Origin of the sequence: Lysinibacillus sp. NPDC086135 (genome assembly GCF_044746345.1) — a bacterium.
Classification (GTDB): Bacteria; Bacillota; Bacilli; order Bacillales_A; family Planococcaceae; genus Lysinibacillus.
In genome coordinates this window covers 173,447-189,901 of record NZ_JBIVCA010000007.1, presented here as the reverse complement: position 1 = coordinate 189,901, position 16,455 = coordinate 173,447, and the positions used below count along the sequence as shown (strand labels likewise).

Below are 16,455 nucleotides of genomic sequence, written 5' to 3'. Positions count from 1 at the left end.
CTTTTCCTCCTCATTAATGTTTTTATATTTTCTTGTCTACAATCATACCAAGCATTTTCTGCATTTCATAAAATGCGTCCAATAGCTTTTTTGGAGGTATTTCTTTTACTACCTCCTCGGTATTTTGGTCAACCACCGTCACATAATATCGTTCTAACCCTTCATGATAAACAAACTTCGCTGCGCTGTGTGTAACTTCTAACATTTGGTTCATTGTATTTACAGCTTGTTGAACTTTTGCCTTTGTTTCCTCAGTATTTTCGAATGGTGGTACTTGTTCAGCAATGGATGTAGACACATCACTAGTAGCTTTGCTTCCTTGCTCCACCACAGTTCCCACTTTTTGCATATTAGTAGAAGCGGATTTGTTTAACATTGAATCTATATTTGCATCCCCCGAAACACGCATGTTTTCCATCCCCCTTGAATCTATTACAAGCGTCACTATTCATAATATCGGACAAAAAAAAAAGAATTTCAGTTTTTCTAAAAATCATCGATAAAAACTGAAATTCTCATATTAAAATAATATAAATACTCACTATTATGGTAAACGTGTGTACTAGTGTTTTAAATCCAGAGGATTTTATTCCTTAATTTTTGTAGAGAGGTCGTTATGGCCTCCATAATAAAATAATCCAAGTTTATTTTTTAAAAAATTTTTTCATATCTAATCCGGGTTTTATACTACGTTGCCACAACTAACTATATTTAATTACTAATCATCACAAACATATGTCCCATTGTAGTATAACCCGAGTCCTCCATACCCTCACGAACGCCTTGTAAATAAGAAGAATTATGTTCAATTACTTTTGCAAGTTGTTGTATACATTCAATTACCATGTCTTGAGTTAATTTTTGCTGCTTTGAAGCCATACCAATCATATGTAATTTTATGAGTGTAAAATGAATAACAAGCATCATATAACTCTCGAACATTGTATTATAATCATATGGAAATAGGTTTTTAAATATATAATTGACAACATAATTTTCAAGCATATAGCCTTGCTTTTTCATAAATGGTTCATACAATTCTAGATAGCTCTGTTGGTATTTAGCAATTGATCGATCCATGTCCTGCACTTCTTTATTCTCATTTTCTTCTAATAGTAACCCATCTAATAATTGATGTAGAATCGCTAAATACTTTTCCGATGACACTCCTCCATCAGACATGCGATAACGTATTAAGTCTCGAGCCAAATTTAACTGGAAATTTAAGTTCCCTTCAATATTTTTTAATGACTCAATGAATTCTTCGTTATCTAAGCGGTTTAAATAATCTTCCATAATTGTAGGTAGCTGTTGCTCTAAGTCACTTAATTTTAATCGCTCAATTTTCTGAATAAATAGACCTAAAATTATTAATCGGATTTCAATAGGTTGTTTACGATTTTGCATCAGCTGAATCGTAAACACTCTTAAATCCCAAAATAGTGGATGATTTTCCAAATTAAGTTCTCTACCCATTAATCCACGAGTATCTTTGGGCTCCTCTGTCTCAATAAAACCTAAACCTTCTTCACGCAAGAGGGCAACTCTTGCTGCCTCAGGGCAAGATAAGGTTAAACTTTTTTCAACAAATGAGCCTACTTTAGTAAATATTCTTGGATAAGTAGCACAAGTATTACATAAAAACTGTTCTCCCAATTCTTTATGAATACTACATAGCCCATCCTCTAACATCATATGACACTTCTTATTTTCATCTAACACTATTTTTGCGTAACTCGAATCGTCTTGTTGACTTCGGTTACGCTTCACATAACGTTGTAACTTCTCTCTTATTTCTGGATGTTTTACTTTGCGATAATTTTGATAAGTCCTTTTATCTACCGTAATATTCCAGCCAACACAACAAGTATCTTCACAAGCACCGCCAATACAACTAAACTCTGCAAAATACTCTGGAATTAAAATTGGTCTCATATTTGCACATCCTCATTCGCTTTCATTTCATGAATAATAAAATTCTAGTACAATGTTAAATGATTCTATATATAGAATTAAATAAATATTGCAAGTCAGGGTCTACTATCTTATTAGTTTTTATAAATTCTTCCACAAAATTCAATGTAGCTTTATCTCCCTTTTCATATAGGGTAATAATTAGATTATATAATGTATCAATATTATAAGGATATGAGTGGAACCCTTTTAAAAAGAATTCATTCATCTTCGAAAAATCCTCTTTTTTTTCTAACTCAACACCTTTTTGAGTATATATAATTCCTTTTAGAATTTTTAGTAGCTCATTGGCAATTAGTTTATTTCCTTCTACATTCAAGTGATGATCATCAAGTAACAAGTATTGATGTATGTTTTCAATATTAGTATATTTCTCCATATCGATATAAAAAACATTCCTATAATTCACTTTCGAGCGAAGGACTTCATTATATGATCGTATCTCACTATTGATTCCGGGATATCTTTCTTCCATTTTTAATGACGTAGGAGATATGCCGACCAAAATTAATTTACACTCATCTCTGAAACTCATGTAAGTTAAAATTTTAATTAAGTACTCGTTGTATTGAACGAGAGGAACATACTGTTTGCCTCCAAGTTCATCTCGAAACCAACAGTCTACAATTCCAACATGAATTATTATTACATCGGGCTGATGAAAAAATAAATTATCAATAAAATCCGAATACACTCCAGCAATAGTTTGAGAGCGTTTGGACTTATTAATAATCTCGATATAAGGATCCATTTTAAATAGCGTCAATAGCTCTTTATTAATAATAGATGAATAAGTATCTCCGTAGGAAACAGCCAAATCATACTCACTTAAAGAATAATCATTAATTCGATGTGGTCGTGGTAGCCCTAAAGAGTCTCCTGCAACTAATATTCTCATACTTGTCCTCCATTTATCTTTTCGTAAAAAGAAAATGCCTCAACTCCATTTTTAATATTTAATAGATTAGAAGATAGTATACCCTTATATAAAAATGTTTTAGTCTGCTCATATAAACCTGGTTTATATTGAATATCTATTTCGTCTTCTAATTCTATCTCGGTTATGGAAATTGATCCTAGCTTTTGAACATGTAACTTTTCAAAAGGTCTAAATATGTATCTATTTTTTTTTGTAAGTAACTCTAACTTCCAACTTCCCGGGGCAGACCAGTTTGCATGATAAGAAAATAAAATATCATTCTCTGTAATACCTGATCCTGTATAAATACTGCCTTTAGGATGCCAATCTAAATGACTTTGTACAAATGTACTAATTTTTTTAGGTTTGCCACCAAAAAAGAATGCTGCATCAATAACGTGTGTAGAATTTCCAATAAACCAGTTATTTAACTGGAATTTTGTTTTATCTAAGTTAGTAATCGAATGACTCCATTCAGTAAATTCAAAGATAAAAGAAGACAAACCCCCATCTTCATCAATTCTTCTTTTAGCTTCTAGAACAGAAGCATAAAATCTTCTATTGTATGCTATATAAACATTTGCTTCATTTTCTTCTGCCAGTTTTTCTATTCTCTGCATTCCCTCCTTAGTAACCGCACCCGGCTTTTCTATTAAAATATTTTTTACTCCTTTACCTAAAAGAAATATTGTGTTTTCTTCTAAACTTTCTAGTGTCGTCGCTACTATTGCATAAGTTGGAATTTGCTCTAAACTATCAAATACCACCTCTAGACCACCATATTTAACTTGTACACCCAGTTCTTTTTCAAAGTCTTCGGAATTTTTTCCGCTTCTGCCAATGACTTCAAATGGTATATTGATATCCTTCAATACTTTTACATATTCCTTTGCCATGTAACCCGCACCGACTATTAAAACATCTGTCATGTGATTGCACCTTCTCTATCACCTAAAAATTCATTAAATGCTTCAAGGAGCATTAAATGTTCTTTAGCAGATTCTTTGTACGACACAAGTGAACATTCCCCTACTTCTTGTAACTGCCCATATATTTTATCTGTTAAGTTACTTTGATAATGCATCTTAAATTCTTGTTTCTCACCATTTATAAAAATGACTTGCTCGGCTTCCCGAATTTCTAGGTTTTGAGTTACGGATTTAATTGAAATAACAATGGGTTCATTCCCTACTTTTTTCGATGTTAAAATAAGTTTATGTTGTTTTGGAGTAATCGCTTTTAATGTTCCTGAAATTTCAATATATCCCGGTCTTTTATTTTCTAGTAACTCATTATCTAGCATGGCAGTATCCAATATAGCATTTTTTTCATTCATCAAATATAATAGCAAATTCAAAAAATGAATCGAATTAGAAGCTAAATTCCAATTCACACCAGTGACTTCAAGTGTAACTTTTGTTGATGTATCAAGAAACGATTTCAACTTTTGATAAGCTGGCCACATTCTTCTAGCACAATTAACGTATGCATGAGTATTAGTAGCTTCTAAAATTTGTGTAGCTTGTTTAAACTCTTGTACAGTTGGAAATAGAAATTTTTCTAGCAATAAAAACTTTACTTTTGCATGAAACATCAAGTCTTTAAGCACATCAAATCGTTGTTTAGAATTTGTTGAGATAACAACAAACTCCAACTCTTTAGGCAAATCAGCAATACGATTCAAACATATTAAATCTTTCCCTAAAGTGTTCACCTCTTTAAAACGTTCTTTACTAATTTGTAGTGCTTTTTCAGAAGGATCAACAATATACAACATAATTTCGTCTTCTACTTTAGCCATAGCTTGCAGATGTCTACTACCTAACTGTCCTGCACCTATAATTGCTATATTTTTCATAGGATTCATCTCTTTTTAATTTTTTAGTATTATATGTGTTAACTAAAACAAAAATAATATATTTTCTTTCTATTTGTAACGCTCGATAGAATTAAAACCTGAAAAGAATAAGTATTACATATATGTATGTAAAAACTTCTGTAACACATAGATATTTAACGTGTCAAATACATGATGAATATCACGTTTGGCAAGGCCCCAACAAAATCGGTACATTAAAATTTTGTTTAACCCAACGATAAAAGGATTCATTTTCCAAAATTAATATATAAATTTGCTACTATTTCTTTAGCCATAACTTTTATTAATCTGGTCACGATAAGTTCCAAACCTACAACCTACTAATTTTTGACCTATTTTACCTTAGCCAAAAATTAGTAGAATTAGGAAAATTAACCAACAAAAAGAATCAGTAGCTTTTCTAGATTACAGAAAATATCTAAATATTCCCCTATATACAGTTACTTGATGTAGTTTTCAATACTTTAATTTTCAAATCTTATAAAATTACTTAATCACTTTTAAGATAATATGATATCTACCATACTTTTTCTCCCCATGGTAATCACCTATTAAAAAAGTTGTTTCATTTACACGACACTCTATAATTTCAAAATAGCCTTTGATTAATTCTTCAATTTTGCTCAAATTAAAGTAAGATTGTATTGTTCCTTTTTCATGTTCAATTGTTACTTCTTTCTCACCAAAAAAGTTTAACTCGTTACCTGATATTAAATCACAGTAAAATAAACCGTCATCTTTAATTACGCGGTTCACTTCTTTAACAGCATCTTTTGCTACATCAAAAGGCATGCTATCAAGGACACCATGAGAAACAACTACATCAAAATAATTATCTTCCCAAGGCAAATCAGCTGCGCTTCCACTAACTACATTTTCATCACTTATGAAATTTTTATGACTCCGGATAACTTCTTTCGCTTTGACAATAGCGTTTTCTGATAAGTCGATGCCATGTACATCAAATTTCATATCCAGACCATAAGTTAAATGGCGACCAACTCCACAACCAAGATCTAAAAGTTTATCTCCTTTATTGTAACCGTGGTGAAATTTGTACTCGTCAACATCTAATCTTTTCACAAGATATTTATTAAAAAAACGAATTATTTCTTCATGTGGATAAAATAAATAATTGTCTTTTCTTTTATAAGATTCGTCCCAACTGTTCATAAGAACCTCCTCAAATTCTATTTAATGCTTTAACCATTCGATTTATTTCTAATGTACTTAACCCATGTGCAACAGCACCTTGTTCCAATGTTTCATAAATAGATCCTTGACAACCTCCACAATATAAACCGGCCCTACCTAGTATACGCTCTGCAAGTTCACCTTTTTGTTCAAGAATTTCCGCTATGGAGATATTCTCTGTAATTCTATCTAATTTAGTACTCTTTTTATAATAAGGCGCTTGTAAAATACGCCAAAAATCAGCATGATAAACATCAGGATTACGACTGAATACACACCAGTAACCTATTGTAGCTTCATCCCATGATTCATTATTTTCAATAATATAATACATAATATTTTCAGGAATTTTCATAGTAATATTAGGTACGTCTGCAATCTTATTAACTATTTCTAAAACACCTTGTTCGACCTTAAAGTATAGTGTGTGTGTAACTTCGCTATCATATACAGTTTGTATACTGCATGTTAAGTCCTCACAAAAAATCATTTCAGGAATGTTATTTAAGTTTAAAAAGTAATCTATCAATTTTTCTTTACTTAAACGACGTTTTTCTAAAATAGGCTGTTCATTAGAGACAAATTTTTTGTAAGCTTCTAAGACTTGTTCCTTTTTTGAGTGGGAAGCAATATTCTCTACACTGTTTGTAGATGTATCCCATACCCCTCCAGGCAAAATGTCGATAACTTTATATGGCTTATCTTTAAAGTACTCCACAACATCTGAAACTGTATTACGTAATAGTTGTTTCATATACTTATCGTGCTCTGGTTTCCATAATGTAAAATGACTAGCAAAAGGAAAAATATATGTTGCACCATAAATTTCTGCTGCCTGTTCCAGCATTTTAAGTATACCTTGTCTACTATTAGCCATTATAGCTCTCTTTTGTTTTTCACTTATATGTTCCCAGGTCAGAGGATAACCTGATGCACCCGGAGAAAAACTAGAAGCAATTGCATGCACAGGACCAACTAATTTAGCTACTTGATGATTAATACCAGCATCATTTAAATTCAAAAGCTTAAAGTTTCCTATCTCAATTAAAACAAAAGCATCGTTCCATAAACTCGAAGGTTGATAGGTAGTTATAGAGATACTAGTGTTGATATTTACTTTTTCACCCCATGGCATGATATGGATGTTTTTGAAACCTAATTTTCCTAATTCTATTTCCATGCGACAATTAGGAAAAGCAGGAATATATATTGGTATATTTTTATCTATTTTTTCTAAAGTCGGTATATGAAAATGATCCGAATGTTCATGTGAAATCCAAATTGCATCTGGTTTTAAATCTTTGATACTCACATTGGCAGGAGGATATTGTAACCATGCACCTAAAAAGGCCGGACCTTCTAGCCATGGATCGCAAAGCAAGTGAAAATCATTATATATAACTTCTATACAAGCATGAGCATGTAGTTTAATTATCGGATATTCATTTACTTTTTGTAAAATCTTATTATCCACAGTTTCTCTAATTATATTTACATACAATTCTCCTTCAATTTCAACAATTTCATAGGACTTTAATCTCATTTTATCAGAGTTAATTTGCATTCCTGTGTTTTTATCAAATTCCCATTGATGTATAGGACATACAAAACATTCTTTTTCGTCACAAAACTCAACAGTTCCACCTTGATGTGGGCAAATCGTGGATACTAATCTATATTTTGTCTGACTTTTAATTAAATAAAATTTCTCTTTATTTATATCTATTAAAGCTGGTAAATCTCTAAAATCCTTTGCTTGGCCAATATATATCATGTATTACCACCTAAATATTTAGTTAACATTTCTAAATCATCAAAAGTATCGATATCTATTGAATTATCATTTGTATAGTAAACATATTCATTATCATTCAAACTTGTTTCAGATGTTAAATTTTCATCAATCTTATTTATATAGATTGTTCCATCAACGATATATACTTCACTAAAGTCTTGTCTACGTACTGTACTATTTTCTCCTAATAATGAAATTGCCCGACCGTTTTCATCAATTTTACGCATTAAAATAGGGTGTTGTTTTACTGGTGATACGCTTACCAAACTGTGTTGATTTTTCTCAACAATCTGCTCGATAGCCTCATCAATATGTTTAACTTTGCGTAATGGTTGTGTCGGTTGAAGAAGTATCACATAATCATATTTCTCTTCAACCTGCTCTAGTGTATGAATAATCGCATCTATTGTTTTCGCATTATCAGTTGCTAAATAAGACGGGCGTAAAAATGGAACATCCGCTCCCCAATCTTTACTTATACATGCGATTTTCTCACTATCTGTTGAAACAACAACTCTATCTAAATATTTTGATTGTAAAGCCGTTTCAATTGTACGAGCAATCAATGGCTTTCCTACTACTTCAACGATATTTTTATTTGGTATTCCTTTGCTACCTCCGCGCGCTGGAATGATTGCAATAAAGCGCTTATCCTTGTACATGTCAACACCTCACATTGGTATAAATTGCTTTTGAATAGATTGTGTCCAAAAGTTCACGTTTTCTAAAACAGCAATAAACTTTGCCACACTTTCACCATTGCCAAATAAAGATTGAGGTATTAGTTTTCTATTTTGAGCTTCTTTAATCGCAATTAAAATTTCATTTCGTTTTGGCTGACTCTGTACAATATGTGGTAACTCATTAAGAGTGTATCGTCCTTTTTGGCGGTTCCCTATGTCTACAGTAGGTGTGGCATACACACCTGCTTCTCGTATCCCTGCACTAGAGTTACCAATAATACATTCTGCATGCTTTAATAAAGTTAAGAAATGTTCGAACCGAATGGAAGGGAATAGTTTAATATTCTCCCTTCCTTTTAGATATTCATAAGCGTCAAAAATATATCGACTACCCTCATCATTATTTGGATAAATAACTATAAAATTTTGTTGAGAATCCAATACCGCTTCTACTACCTCATCAATTTGACTTTTAATCGTATCAATTTCTGTCGTAACAGGATGAAACATTAAAATATTGTATCTATCAAATGGTATCGTATAGCGTTCTTTAGCTTTATCAATGGAAGGAAGATTATTTGCTTGCATAACATCAATATCAGGCGATCCAATAGCAAAAATAGTTTCTGGACGCTCACCAAGCTGAATAATATATCGGACAGCTTGATCATTCGCCACTAAATGAAAATGTGCAAATTTTGTAATAGCGTGGCGAATAGATTCGTCTATAGTCCCCGAAATCTCTCCCCCTTCGATATGCGCTACACGTACATTATTAATTGCACCTACTATAGCACCTGCTAATGCTTCGACACGATCACCATGAACAACAATTAAATCAGGCTTGAACTCTTCAACGTAATTACTAAAACCTACTATAGTGTTACTTAATGTCATATCCATACTTTGATTATCACGGGTGTTAACAAATTGGTAAATATATTTAAAGCGATCCTTCACCACTTCTTTATAAGTAGACCCATATTTCGCCAACATGTGCATACCCGTAACGAAAACGTGAAGTTCAAAGTTTTCATGATCTTCTACCGCATGCATAAGTGTTTTTAATTTTCCATAGTCGGCACGTGTCCCTGTTATAAAAACAATTTTCTTCACTTCACCATACTCCATTCAAGATGTGTATTAGCTGGAATCTTTTTTGCGGATACTTTTCCTAATATTCCTTCATAATCAATAGCTTTAATCTCTCCTGTACCTGGACGTTTTACCCAAATATTTTTCTCAGTAAATATCTCGCCTTCGCTAATATCTTTAATTGTTACTACTGTCGCAAATGCAAAATCAATTGTAACTTGTTCTTCTTTTGCAGCTTCTTTATGTCCACCACGCATTTGAGCAATTTCCTTAACACTTTGAATTAAATTACTCATTTCCTCCGGTGTCATAGAACAAATAATGTCTGGCCCTAGACGATCTTTCGTATCAGTAAAATGACGTTCTAGTATGCTCGCACCTAAAGCAACCGCAGCTAAACAAGCATTGTTATTTAATGAATGGTCCGACAATCCAATAACAGCGTCAGGAAACGCTTCTGCCAATTGTTGCATCCCACCTAAACGGACAAGATTTGGAGGTGTTGGATAAATATTTGTACAATGCAATAGCGCATATTCCACATTATACTCTTTAATTATTTCAACGGTTTTACGTATACTCTCAATATCATTCATACCTGTTGAAACAATCATTGGCTTCCCAAATGATGCAATATGCTTAATCAAAGGATAATTATTACACTCGCCAGAACCAATCTTATAGGCAGATACATCCATTCGGTTTAGTCGGTCTGCCGCTGCACGAGAAAAAGGTGTGCTTATAAAGATCATTCCTTTTTCTTCAACATATTGCTTTAATTCGATTTCCTCTTCTTCATTTAACGCACAACGTTCCATAACCTCATAGATAGATACATCTGTATTACCAGGAATCACTTTTTTTGCTTCAGGACTCATTTCATCTTCGACAATATGTGTTTGGTGCTTAATAATTTCTGCACCCATCTCCCAAGCAGCGTCAACCATTTCTTTTGCTACTTTTAGTGAGCCTTCATGATTAATACCAATCTCTGCAATTACTACAGGGGGATAATCATAACCTATTTTACGTCCTGCAATTTCTATACACGGATTTTTTCTCACTTTAATGTCTTCCTTCCAATGAACAACTATAGAATGCTGAATAGTCAGCAAACAACAGTTCAGCAAATTCACATCATAACTACGTCTGCATGTCTTAACTTGTTAAAAGTTTTTACATTTCCTAATCTTTTTTTATTATGTAGCATGGAGTCATAGCAAAAGGAAATTTCTTTATTTCTATATTTTTATCTTTAAAGTATTCGTCAACAGCCTTAGTTTCCCCAGGGAAAGTACCATAGTCATCTAAAATTAATATCCCACCATTAACAAGTTTAGGATATAAATTCTCTAAAATGGTAACTGCCGGTTCATAAATATCAGTATCTAAGTTAATTAAAGATAACTTTAATTCAGGGTGTTTATTTACATATTCCGGAACAGTCTTTGTGATATCTCCTTCAATTAATTCTATATTTCTTTCCACTCTTTTATGTTCTAACACCTTCATTAATTGATTTGTAGAAATACTTTCAGCACCCGCTTCCTGAATAAAGCGTTCTCTCAGTTTTTTATCTTCCTCATAAGATGTTTCAGGAAATCCTCCAAACATATCAAAAGCAATCATTCTTTTAGAATAGGGATTACTAAGCAATTCTCTAAACATTGCAAATCGAGAAAAAGAAGCGCCCTTAAATACACCACACTCTACTATTTCTCCTGGTAAATCGATTACTTGTTTGTATAGTTCATAATGAGCTAGGACCTTGCTCATTCGAGTTATATCACAAGATAAGTAAAAATTATTTTCGTATTCAAAAGACATATCAAAATCCGGTAACTTTATCATTAGTTTTCTCCTTTATATTCAGAAAATTATAAAACACCTTTTTCATTTCGTACAATTAATTCTTTAAATTTTTCTTCACTTATTAATGGGGTATTCCTAATTTTAGCTCCTTTAGTAGCTGTGTTAAATACCTTTACTTTAGTAGTTTCCATCTTTTGCTCATACCAGTACCAAAATGTTTGAAAAATTGCTGTTGTATGAATATAACTATCATCATTTGCTTCTATTTTTCGTACAAAAACATCATTAGAAGCATCTCTCCCAGACGTAGAGAGTGTAGCATGAGTTTGCACCCCTACAAAACCTAAATCTTGTCCAAATAAAACTACAATTTCATAGCCTAAATTTTCAAGTAGACTAAATGTTGTCGTACCTACTGATCCACCTGTTTCTACTAGCGGAGCATTCCTCTTCTCGGCTTCTTTTTCAGCTAATTTATAACCTTGTTGATAAAGAATATAACGCTTGCCTTTATGAGCAGCTACACTATTATAATTTGCAGTTGATAAATAATACATATCACCTTTAAAATGAGTATTTTGAAATTGCGATAGTGTTCCATCGTTTGCATCCGATAATATCGTAGCTTTTGGCACAATGCCATTTGCTAATAACTTTTTTAATGCAGCTCCAACAACATAAATATCAACTTTATATTGGTACTCTTTTAACCACGATACTGTATCATTCAAAGAAGGCCCTGCAGCCACTAAGCATGCCACTTTATCCTGTTTTTGCTTTTTGATTGACTCGTCTTTTAGTGCTTTATTACGAAAAAAATTATCTTCCAATTTCTCGGCATTTTTTTTATAAGAAAGTTGGTTTATTTTTATCACTTCTAGTGTTAAAAATAGTGGATGGTTTTCACCGATCCCCTTAACCCAGACGTTTGGAAGCAAAATCTGAACATTACCATGAAGCTCAGTTTGAGTTAAATCATGAACAATCTGCACACATTCTTTCTTCCACCACAAATCTCTATTATAGTTTAAAAACAATTCATATTCATTTTTATCAAAATAGTACACCGTCACTGGCTTATCTTTACTCTTGCCAATAAGCTCTCTTAAATGGTAGCCTAAGCCCAAACCAATTAACAAATAACTTTCAGCTTCTTCATCAAACTCTGCGTCTATCCAACGCACCGCATCTTCTTTTGGACGATACTTACTGTAAATAAAGACCTCATTTAACCGTAAAGTTACCTCTCCATTTTTTGCTTGCTCTACATGCCAATGCAATTTACTTAACCGGACCTTCCGCATATGCTACTGCCTCGAAAAAAGTTGCAATTTCATATTCAAACATATCTGCAACAAGTATATAATCCTGCTTTTCTAAACCTTTGTTTACCTCTATTAAAAATTCTTGAATTTGTTCAATACTAAGTTCCGCCATTGCTCCATTTTTCTTCATTAGCTCATTTGCCTCTGTAAGCCAGAGCACTCCTTCAGAAAAATCTTTGATTGCCATTAATGCATCATTTAATTTGTCCTCTCTTAGACAGTTTGCAATATATATCGCCCCTGTTGGTACCTTATTTACATATTCATTATAGCTCTCGATAAGATCTTTAATTTCCATTGTTTACTCCTCCATTAGCACTTCAGCTTCTCTAATTGCATCTTGTGTATATTGAATAGATTGTTCAGTTGCCTTACATAATCTTTCATATAACTCTTTATTTTGTTGAAAAACACGCTCATACGTTTCCTCTGGTGTTTCCTCACCTTGTGCTTCATATTTCGTCATAACATCTAACGTAATCGGGTCATTTATTCGCTCCATGACTACTTTCCCCATTAGTTTTTCAACTTTACGATCTACATCATCTAACGTTTTTAAAATGTTAGGAGCGAATTCTGTAGTTAAAGTATTTTTTTTCAAAGCATGTAAAGCTAATTTTAACTCTACAATAATTTTTTTATAAACCTTAATCTCATCCCTTACAGTGCGTATATAAACCGCTATATCTTTTTCGTTTTCCATAGTGTTATATAATTTCACTTTTACATCGGGATTTACATATTGCTGACAGAAATACTCAAAGGGCTGTTGTTGTATATTTTCAATTTTTATACCACCTTCTGTACAATTAAAAATTGTATCAGGCCTCTCAATCTGTTGCATGATTTCTTCAAAACTTTCTTTCATAGAAAATAATGAATAATTAGTCATTACCTTATTACCATAGTATCCTTCTATTTCAAAAGCACCTTGCATCGCCAAATATTCCGCATCCGCCTCTTTGTAATTATTATTGCTTTCTGCATGTGTTTTACCATCTGTGTAGGCTAAATCCTGTCCGATAATTGCAATAGGTCCCGTTGTTAAAAATCGTGCAATACTTAATGCAAAATTAGCCACTGATCCACCACCAAGAATATTTGGCAAATCGATTTCTAACGTTTTTTTGAGATGGTTTTTATATTTGTTTTCTCTCGTATCTAAAAATGCGTACTTTCTATTATTAAAATTTTGCTGTATTTTAAAATGGCTAGTCGAAGCATACATAAGTTCTGCTGATGTTACTTTCAACTCTTTAAAATGTCTTTCATAGTTAGCCTCGGATCCGTCAATATTAATAATATAGTCAGGCTCTATATTGTTGGCTATTAAAGTGTTCACTGTCGAACCTGAAGCAATTAACACAACATTTTCACGAATTTCTCTGAGCAGTGGCAACTGTTTAGTTAGCGAAGGCCCCCCTGAGGCTACCACAAATGGATAATAATAGTATTTTTCCAATACATTTATGGAATCATATTTATACATATACTGCATATTACGAATACTATTTTCTTGCCATGAAACACTCAAATCCCTTATTGTATTGTTGTAAACAATATTTATATTCTGTATATCTTTTACTTTCTTTAGTATATTAAGATATAAAGAAGAAAAAATTTTATCATAATTCGGTGCGCATATTACATTAATTTTTCTACTAAAAAAGCGTAATTTTCCTTCTATCGCAATTTGAATATCTTCTAAGTTATCACCAAAAACAATATCGTATTGTTTAATATCATATCTTTCAAAAGAAGTTATAGGTTCAATAAATAATATTTTGTCTCTACTTATTTTTTCTTTAGCTAGAGCATTTGAAACATATCCTCTTCCAAATCCAAAAATGACATTAACATAATTCTTATTAATCTCTTTCTTGATCAAGCTTTCCGCTTCTCGATTAGGATTATATTTACTATGCAACAAATAACCATTAACTTCAATTGTTTCATTGCCATCTTTTGCTGTTATGTATTTTATATTTTGCAATTCCATATAGATGTCACCTCTATGTGTATATCGGCATTCTTTTTGAAAAATAAAGAAGGCTCTCTCAATTTAGAGAGAACCTTCTTTTCATTTATATACTATCGTAATAATTGTAGGACTCCTTGAGGTTGTTGGTTAGATTGAGCTAACATAGATTGAGCAGCTTGCATTAAGATGTTGTTCTTAGTGAAGCCCATCATTTCTTTAGCCATATCTGTGTCACGGATACGTGATTCAGCAGCTGTTAAGTTTTCAGAAGTTGCACCTAAGTTGTTGATTGTGTGCTCTAAACGGTTTTGTACAGCACCAAGAGCAGAACGTTGTGTAGATACAGTTTCTAAAGCTTTGTTAATAGTCGAGATAGCTTTGTTAGCTGCAGATTGTTTATCAATCTTAACTCCACTTACACCAACACCTTTAGCACTCATGTCTGTAATAGTTAATGAAATATTTTGGCCTTTGTTCGCACCAATATGGAATACTTTCCCTTTAAAGCTGCTGTTTAATAATTTTTGAGTATTGAACTCTGTATCTGTTGAAATACGAGTAATCTCAGAAGTTAATGCATCTACTTCTTTTTGAAGTGCACTACGATCTGTAGATACGTTTGTATCGTTCGCAGATTGTACTGCTAATTCACGCATACGTTGTAGGATAGCGTGTGTTTCGTTAAGAGCACCCTCAGCAGTTTGGATTAAAGATACTGAATCTTGAGCGTTTTTAGTCGCCATGTCAAGACCACGGATTTGTCCGCGCATTTTTTCAGAGATTGCTAAACCAGCAGCGTCATCGCCAGCACGGTTGATTTTGTAACCTGAAGATAATTTCTCTAAGTTTTTAGAAGCTTCAGTGTTGTTGAAAGAAAGGTTACGGTGTGTGTTTAAAGCTGAAATGTTGTGTTGAATTCTCATTTGGAATTCCTCCTTGAATGTTTGTTTTTGTTATTCCACATCCGTGTGGAATATCGGATTAGGAAGTATGTATGTACTTCCTGCCCCTTACAATCTATATATCGTAATTAGTTGGAAATGTTTAATAGTTTTTTAATAAAATTTTTTTTATTTTTTTATGTAATAAATTACTTGTTTAAATATATAGCTAAAGTACATATTTTTTATTTTTTCTTTAGCTGTTCTAAGAAGCTTGATGATGCTGATAAAGCTTCCTTATTTTGTGCCTGGATAGCTTCAAAAACCTCGTAGCGATGTACTTTTACTGTTTTTGGTGCAACAATACCAATTTTAATTTGTTCGCCATCCACTGCTAATATTTTAATTTCAATTTGGTCACCTATCATAATAGATTCATCTTTTTTACGTGAAAGGACTAGCATTATTTCGCACTTCCTTCCAATGATTGCATTGGGTAGCGTAACGGATAGCACTTATTATCTTGTAGAACAATTTGTTTACCAAGTTTTTTATCCATGTTAATAATGATAGGTGCTAACAAATTAATAGTAGAATTCTCTAAAGTTTCTTTCATTGTAACAATAGTGTAAGTAAGAACATTCTCTTCTTTTTCAATTTGTAGTTGCTCACGATCATCTTCACTAATATCAAAGCTATAATCTTTTTTGAAGGCAAATGGATACGCTATGACAAAACCAATTTCCATTTGATCAACTGATTGAAGTAATACTAATGGCAGGTTTGCGTCTATAGGTAGTAACACAAATTTTTTGTATTCTTCCAAACCTAATAAGCCTTGCTCAAATGTCAGAATATCTTGTTCTACAATTTCGATTTCACCTAAAAATTTAGTAGCTATTTTCATTCTTTTATGC

At 32.4% G+C, this 16,455-nt stretch carries 17 protein-coding genes; all 17 read right to left on the bottom strand.

Going from position 1 to position 16,455, the window contains the following annotated elements; genetic code table 11:
- Nucleotides 1-22: 22 nt before the first annotated feature.
- Nucleotides 23-409: a flagellar protein FlaG gene (locus ACIPKN_RS11630; protein WP_400936156.1), complete on the bottom strand. Its 387-nt coding sequence runs from the start codon at nucleotides 407-409 to the stop codon at nucleotides 23-25.
- Between the two features lie 302 nt (nucleotides 410-711).
- Nucleotides 712-1,935, bottom strand: coding sequence for a flagellin lysine-N-methylase (gene fliB, locus ACIPKN_RS11625; RefSeq protein ID WP_400936153.1), 1,224 nt, complete (start codon nucleotides 1,933-1,935; stop codon nucleotides 712-714).
- Nucleotides 1,936-1,990: 55 nt separating this feature from the next.
- The gene (locus ACIPKN_RS11620; RefSeq protein ID WP_400936151.1) at nucleotides 1,991-2,872 is read right to left on the bottom strand and encodes an SGNH/GDSL hydrolase family protein; all 882 of its coding nucleotides are present in this window, start codon (nucleotides 2,870-2,872) and stop codon (nucleotides 1,991-1,993) included.
- A complete protein-coding gene (locus ACIPKN_RS11615; RefSeq protein WP_400936149.1) occupies nucleotides 2,869-3,822 on the bottom strand; it encodes a Gfo/Idh/MocA family protein in 954 nt (317 codons plus the stop codon). The genes ACIPKN_RS11620 and ACIPKN_RS11615 overlap by 4 nt, the downstream gene beginning before the upstream one ends.
- Nucleotides 3,819-4,751, bottom strand: coding sequence for a Gfo/Idh/MocA family oxidoreductase (locus ACIPKN_RS11610; protein ID WP_400936147.1), 933 nt, complete (start codon nucleotides 4,749-4,751; stop codon nucleotides 3,819-3,821). The genes ACIPKN_RS11615 and ACIPKN_RS11610 overlap by 4 nt, the downstream gene beginning before the upstream one ends.
- A gap of 507 nt (nucleotides 4,752-5,258) precedes the next feature.
- Nucleotides 5,259-5,945, bottom strand: a complete 687-nt coding sequence (locus ACIPKN_RS11605) for a class I SAM-dependent methyltransferase (protein ID WP_400936145.1) — start codon at nucleotides 5,943-5,945, stop codon at nucleotides 5,259-5,261.
- Nucleotides 5,946-5,955: 10 nt separating this feature from the next.
- The gene (locus ACIPKN_RS11600) at nucleotides 5,956-7,740 is read right to left on the bottom strand and encodes a Rieske 2Fe-2S domain-containing protein (RefSeq protein ID WP_400936143.1); all 1,785 of its coding nucleotides are present in this window, start codon (nucleotides 7,738-7,740) and stop codon (nucleotides 5,956-5,958) included.
- A complete protein-coding gene (locus ACIPKN_RS11595) occupies nucleotides 7,737-8,423 on the bottom strand; it encodes an acylneuraminate cytidylyltransferase family protein (RefSeq protein ID WP_400936141.1) in 687 nt (228 codons plus the stop codon). The genes ACIPKN_RS11600 and ACIPKN_RS11595 overlap by 4 nt, the downstream gene beginning before the upstream one ends.
- A gap of 9 nt (nucleotides 8,424-8,432) precedes the next feature.
- The gene (gene neuC, locus ACIPKN_RS11590; protein WP_400936139.1) at nucleotides 8,433-9,560 is read right to left on the bottom strand and encodes a UDP-N-acetylglucosamine 2-epimerase; all 1,128 of its coding nucleotides are present in this window, start codon (nucleotides 9,558-9,560) and stop codon (nucleotides 8,433-8,435) included.
- The gene (neuB, locus tag ACIPKN_RS11585; protein WP_400936137.1) at nucleotides 9,557-10,603 is read right to left on the bottom strand and encodes an N-acetylneuraminate synthase; all 1,047 of its coding nucleotides are present in this window, start codon (nucleotides 10,601-10,603) and stop codon (nucleotides 9,557-9,559) included. The genes neuC and neuB overlap by 4 nt, the downstream gene beginning before the upstream one ends.
- A 121-nt stretch (nucleotides 10,604-10,724) precedes the next feature.
- On the bottom strand, nucleotides 10,725-11,390 hold the full coding sequence (locus tag ACIPKN_RS11580) for a TylF/MycF/NovP-related O-methyltransferase (protein ID WP_400936135.1): 666 nt from the start codon (nucleotides 11,388-11,390) through the stop codon (nucleotides 10,725-10,727).
- Nucleotides 11,391-11,416: 26 nt separating this feature from the next.
- Nucleotides 11,417-12,655, bottom strand: coding sequence for a motility associated factor glycosyltransferase family protein (locus ACIPKN_RS11575; RefSeq protein WP_400936133.1), 1,239 nt, complete (start codon nucleotides 12,653-12,655; stop codon nucleotides 11,417-11,419).
- Nucleotides 12,633-12,974, bottom strand: coding sequence for a DUF8042 domain-containing protein (locus ACIPKN_RS11570; protein ID WP_400936131.1), 342 nt, complete (start codon nucleotides 12,972-12,974; stop codon nucleotides 12,633-12,635). Before ACIPKN_RS11570 ends, ACIPKN_RS11575 begins: the two co-directional genes overlap by 23 nt.
- Nucleotides 12,975-12,977: 3 nt before the next feature.
- Nucleotides 12,978-14,675, bottom strand: coding sequence for a motility associated factor glycosyltransferase family protein (locus ACIPKN_RS11565; RefSeq protein ID WP_400936129.1), 1,698 nt, complete (start codon nucleotides 14,673-14,675; stop codon nucleotides 12,978-12,980).
- A gap of 92 nt (nucleotides 14,676-14,767) precedes the next feature.
- Complete coding sequence (locus tag ACIPKN_RS11560) at nucleotides 14,768-15,580, bottom strand: flagellin N-terminal helical domain-containing protein (RefSeq protein ID WP_400936127.1); 813 nt, start codon at nucleotides 15,578-15,580, stop codon at nucleotides 14,768-14,770.
- 203 nt (nucleotides 15,581-15,783) lie between these two features.
- Nucleotides 15,784-16,002 carry a carbon storage regulator CsrA gene (gene csrA, locus ACIPKN_RS11555; RefSeq protein WP_323657245.1) on the bottom strand — a complete coding sequence of 73 codons (219 nt, stop codon included), beginning with the start codon at nucleotides 16,000-16,002 and terminating at the stop codon, nucleotides 15,784-15,786.
- Nucleotides 16,002-16,445 (bottom strand): flagellar assembly protein FliW, encoded by a 444-nt coding sequence (fliW, locus tag ACIPKN_RS11550; protein ID WP_400936124.1) that lies wholly within the window; start codon nucleotides 16,443-16,445, stop codon nucleotides 16,002-16,004. The genes csrA and fliW overlap by 1 nt, the downstream gene beginning before the upstream one ends.
- Between the last annotated feature and the right edge of the window lie 10 nt (nucleotides 16,446-16,455).

Bases quoted from the DNA above. Each gene is read 5' to 3' on its own strand.
- ACIPKN_RS11630 (WP_400936156.1), bottom strand. From the start codon at position 409: ATGCGTGTTTCGGGGGATGCAAATATAGATTCAATGTTAAACAAATCC.
- fliB (WP_400936153.1), bottom strand. From the start codon at position 1,935: ATGAGACCAATTTTAATTCCAGAGTATTTTGCAGAGTTTAGTTGTATT.
- ACIPKN_RS11620 (WP_400936151.1), bottom strand. From the start codon at position 2,872: ATGAGAATATTAGTTGCAGGAGACTCTTTAGGGCTACCACGACCACAT.
- ACIPKN_RS11615 (WP_400936149.1), bottom strand. From the start codon at position 3,822: ATGACAGATGTTTTAATAGTCGGTGCGGGTTACATGGCAAAGGAATAT.
- ACIPKN_RS11610 (WP_400936147.1), bottom strand. From the start codon at position 4,751: ATGAAAAATATAGCAATTATAGGTGCAGGACAGTTAGGTAGTAGACAT.
- ACIPKN_RS11605 (WP_400936145.1), bottom strand. From the start codon at position 5,945: ATGAACAGTTGGGACGAATCTTATAAAAGAAAAGACAATTATTTATTT.
- ACIPKN_RS11600 (WP_400936143.1), bottom strand. From the start codon at position 7,740: ATGATATATATTGGCCAAGCAAAGGATTTTAGAGATTTACCAGCTTTA.
- ACIPKN_RS11595 (WP_400936141.1), bottom strand. From the start codon at position 8,423: ATGTACAAGGATAAGCGCTTTATTGCAATCATTCCAGCGCGCGGAGGT.
- ACIPKN_RS11580 (WP_400936135.1), bottom strand. From the start codon at position 11,390: ATGATAAAGTTACCGGATTTTGATATGTCTTTTGAATACGAAAATAAT.
- ACIPKN_RS11575 (WP_400936133.1), bottom strand. From the start codon at position 12,655: ATGCGGAAGGTCCGGTTAAGTAAATTGCATTGGCATGTAGAGCAAGCA.
- ACIPKN_RS11570 (WP_400936131.1), bottom strand. From the start codon at position 12,974: ATGGAAATTAAAGATCTTATCGAGAGCTATAATGAATATGTAAATAAG.
- ACIPKN_RS11565 (WP_400936129.1), bottom strand. From the start codon at position 14,675: ATGGAATTGCAAAATATAAAATACATAACAGCAAAAGATGGCAATGAA.
- ACIPKN_RS11560 (WP_400936127.1), bottom strand. From the start codon at position 15,580: ATGAGAATTCAACACAACATTTCAGCTTTAAACACACACCGTAACCTT.
- csrA (WP_323657245.1), bottom strand. From the start codon at position 16,002: ATGCTAGTCCTTTCACGTAAAAAAGATGAATCTATTATGATAGGTGAC.
- fliW (WP_400936124.1), bottom strand. From the start codon at position 16,445: ATGAAAATAGCTACTAAATTTTTAGGTGAAATCGAAATTGTAGAACAA.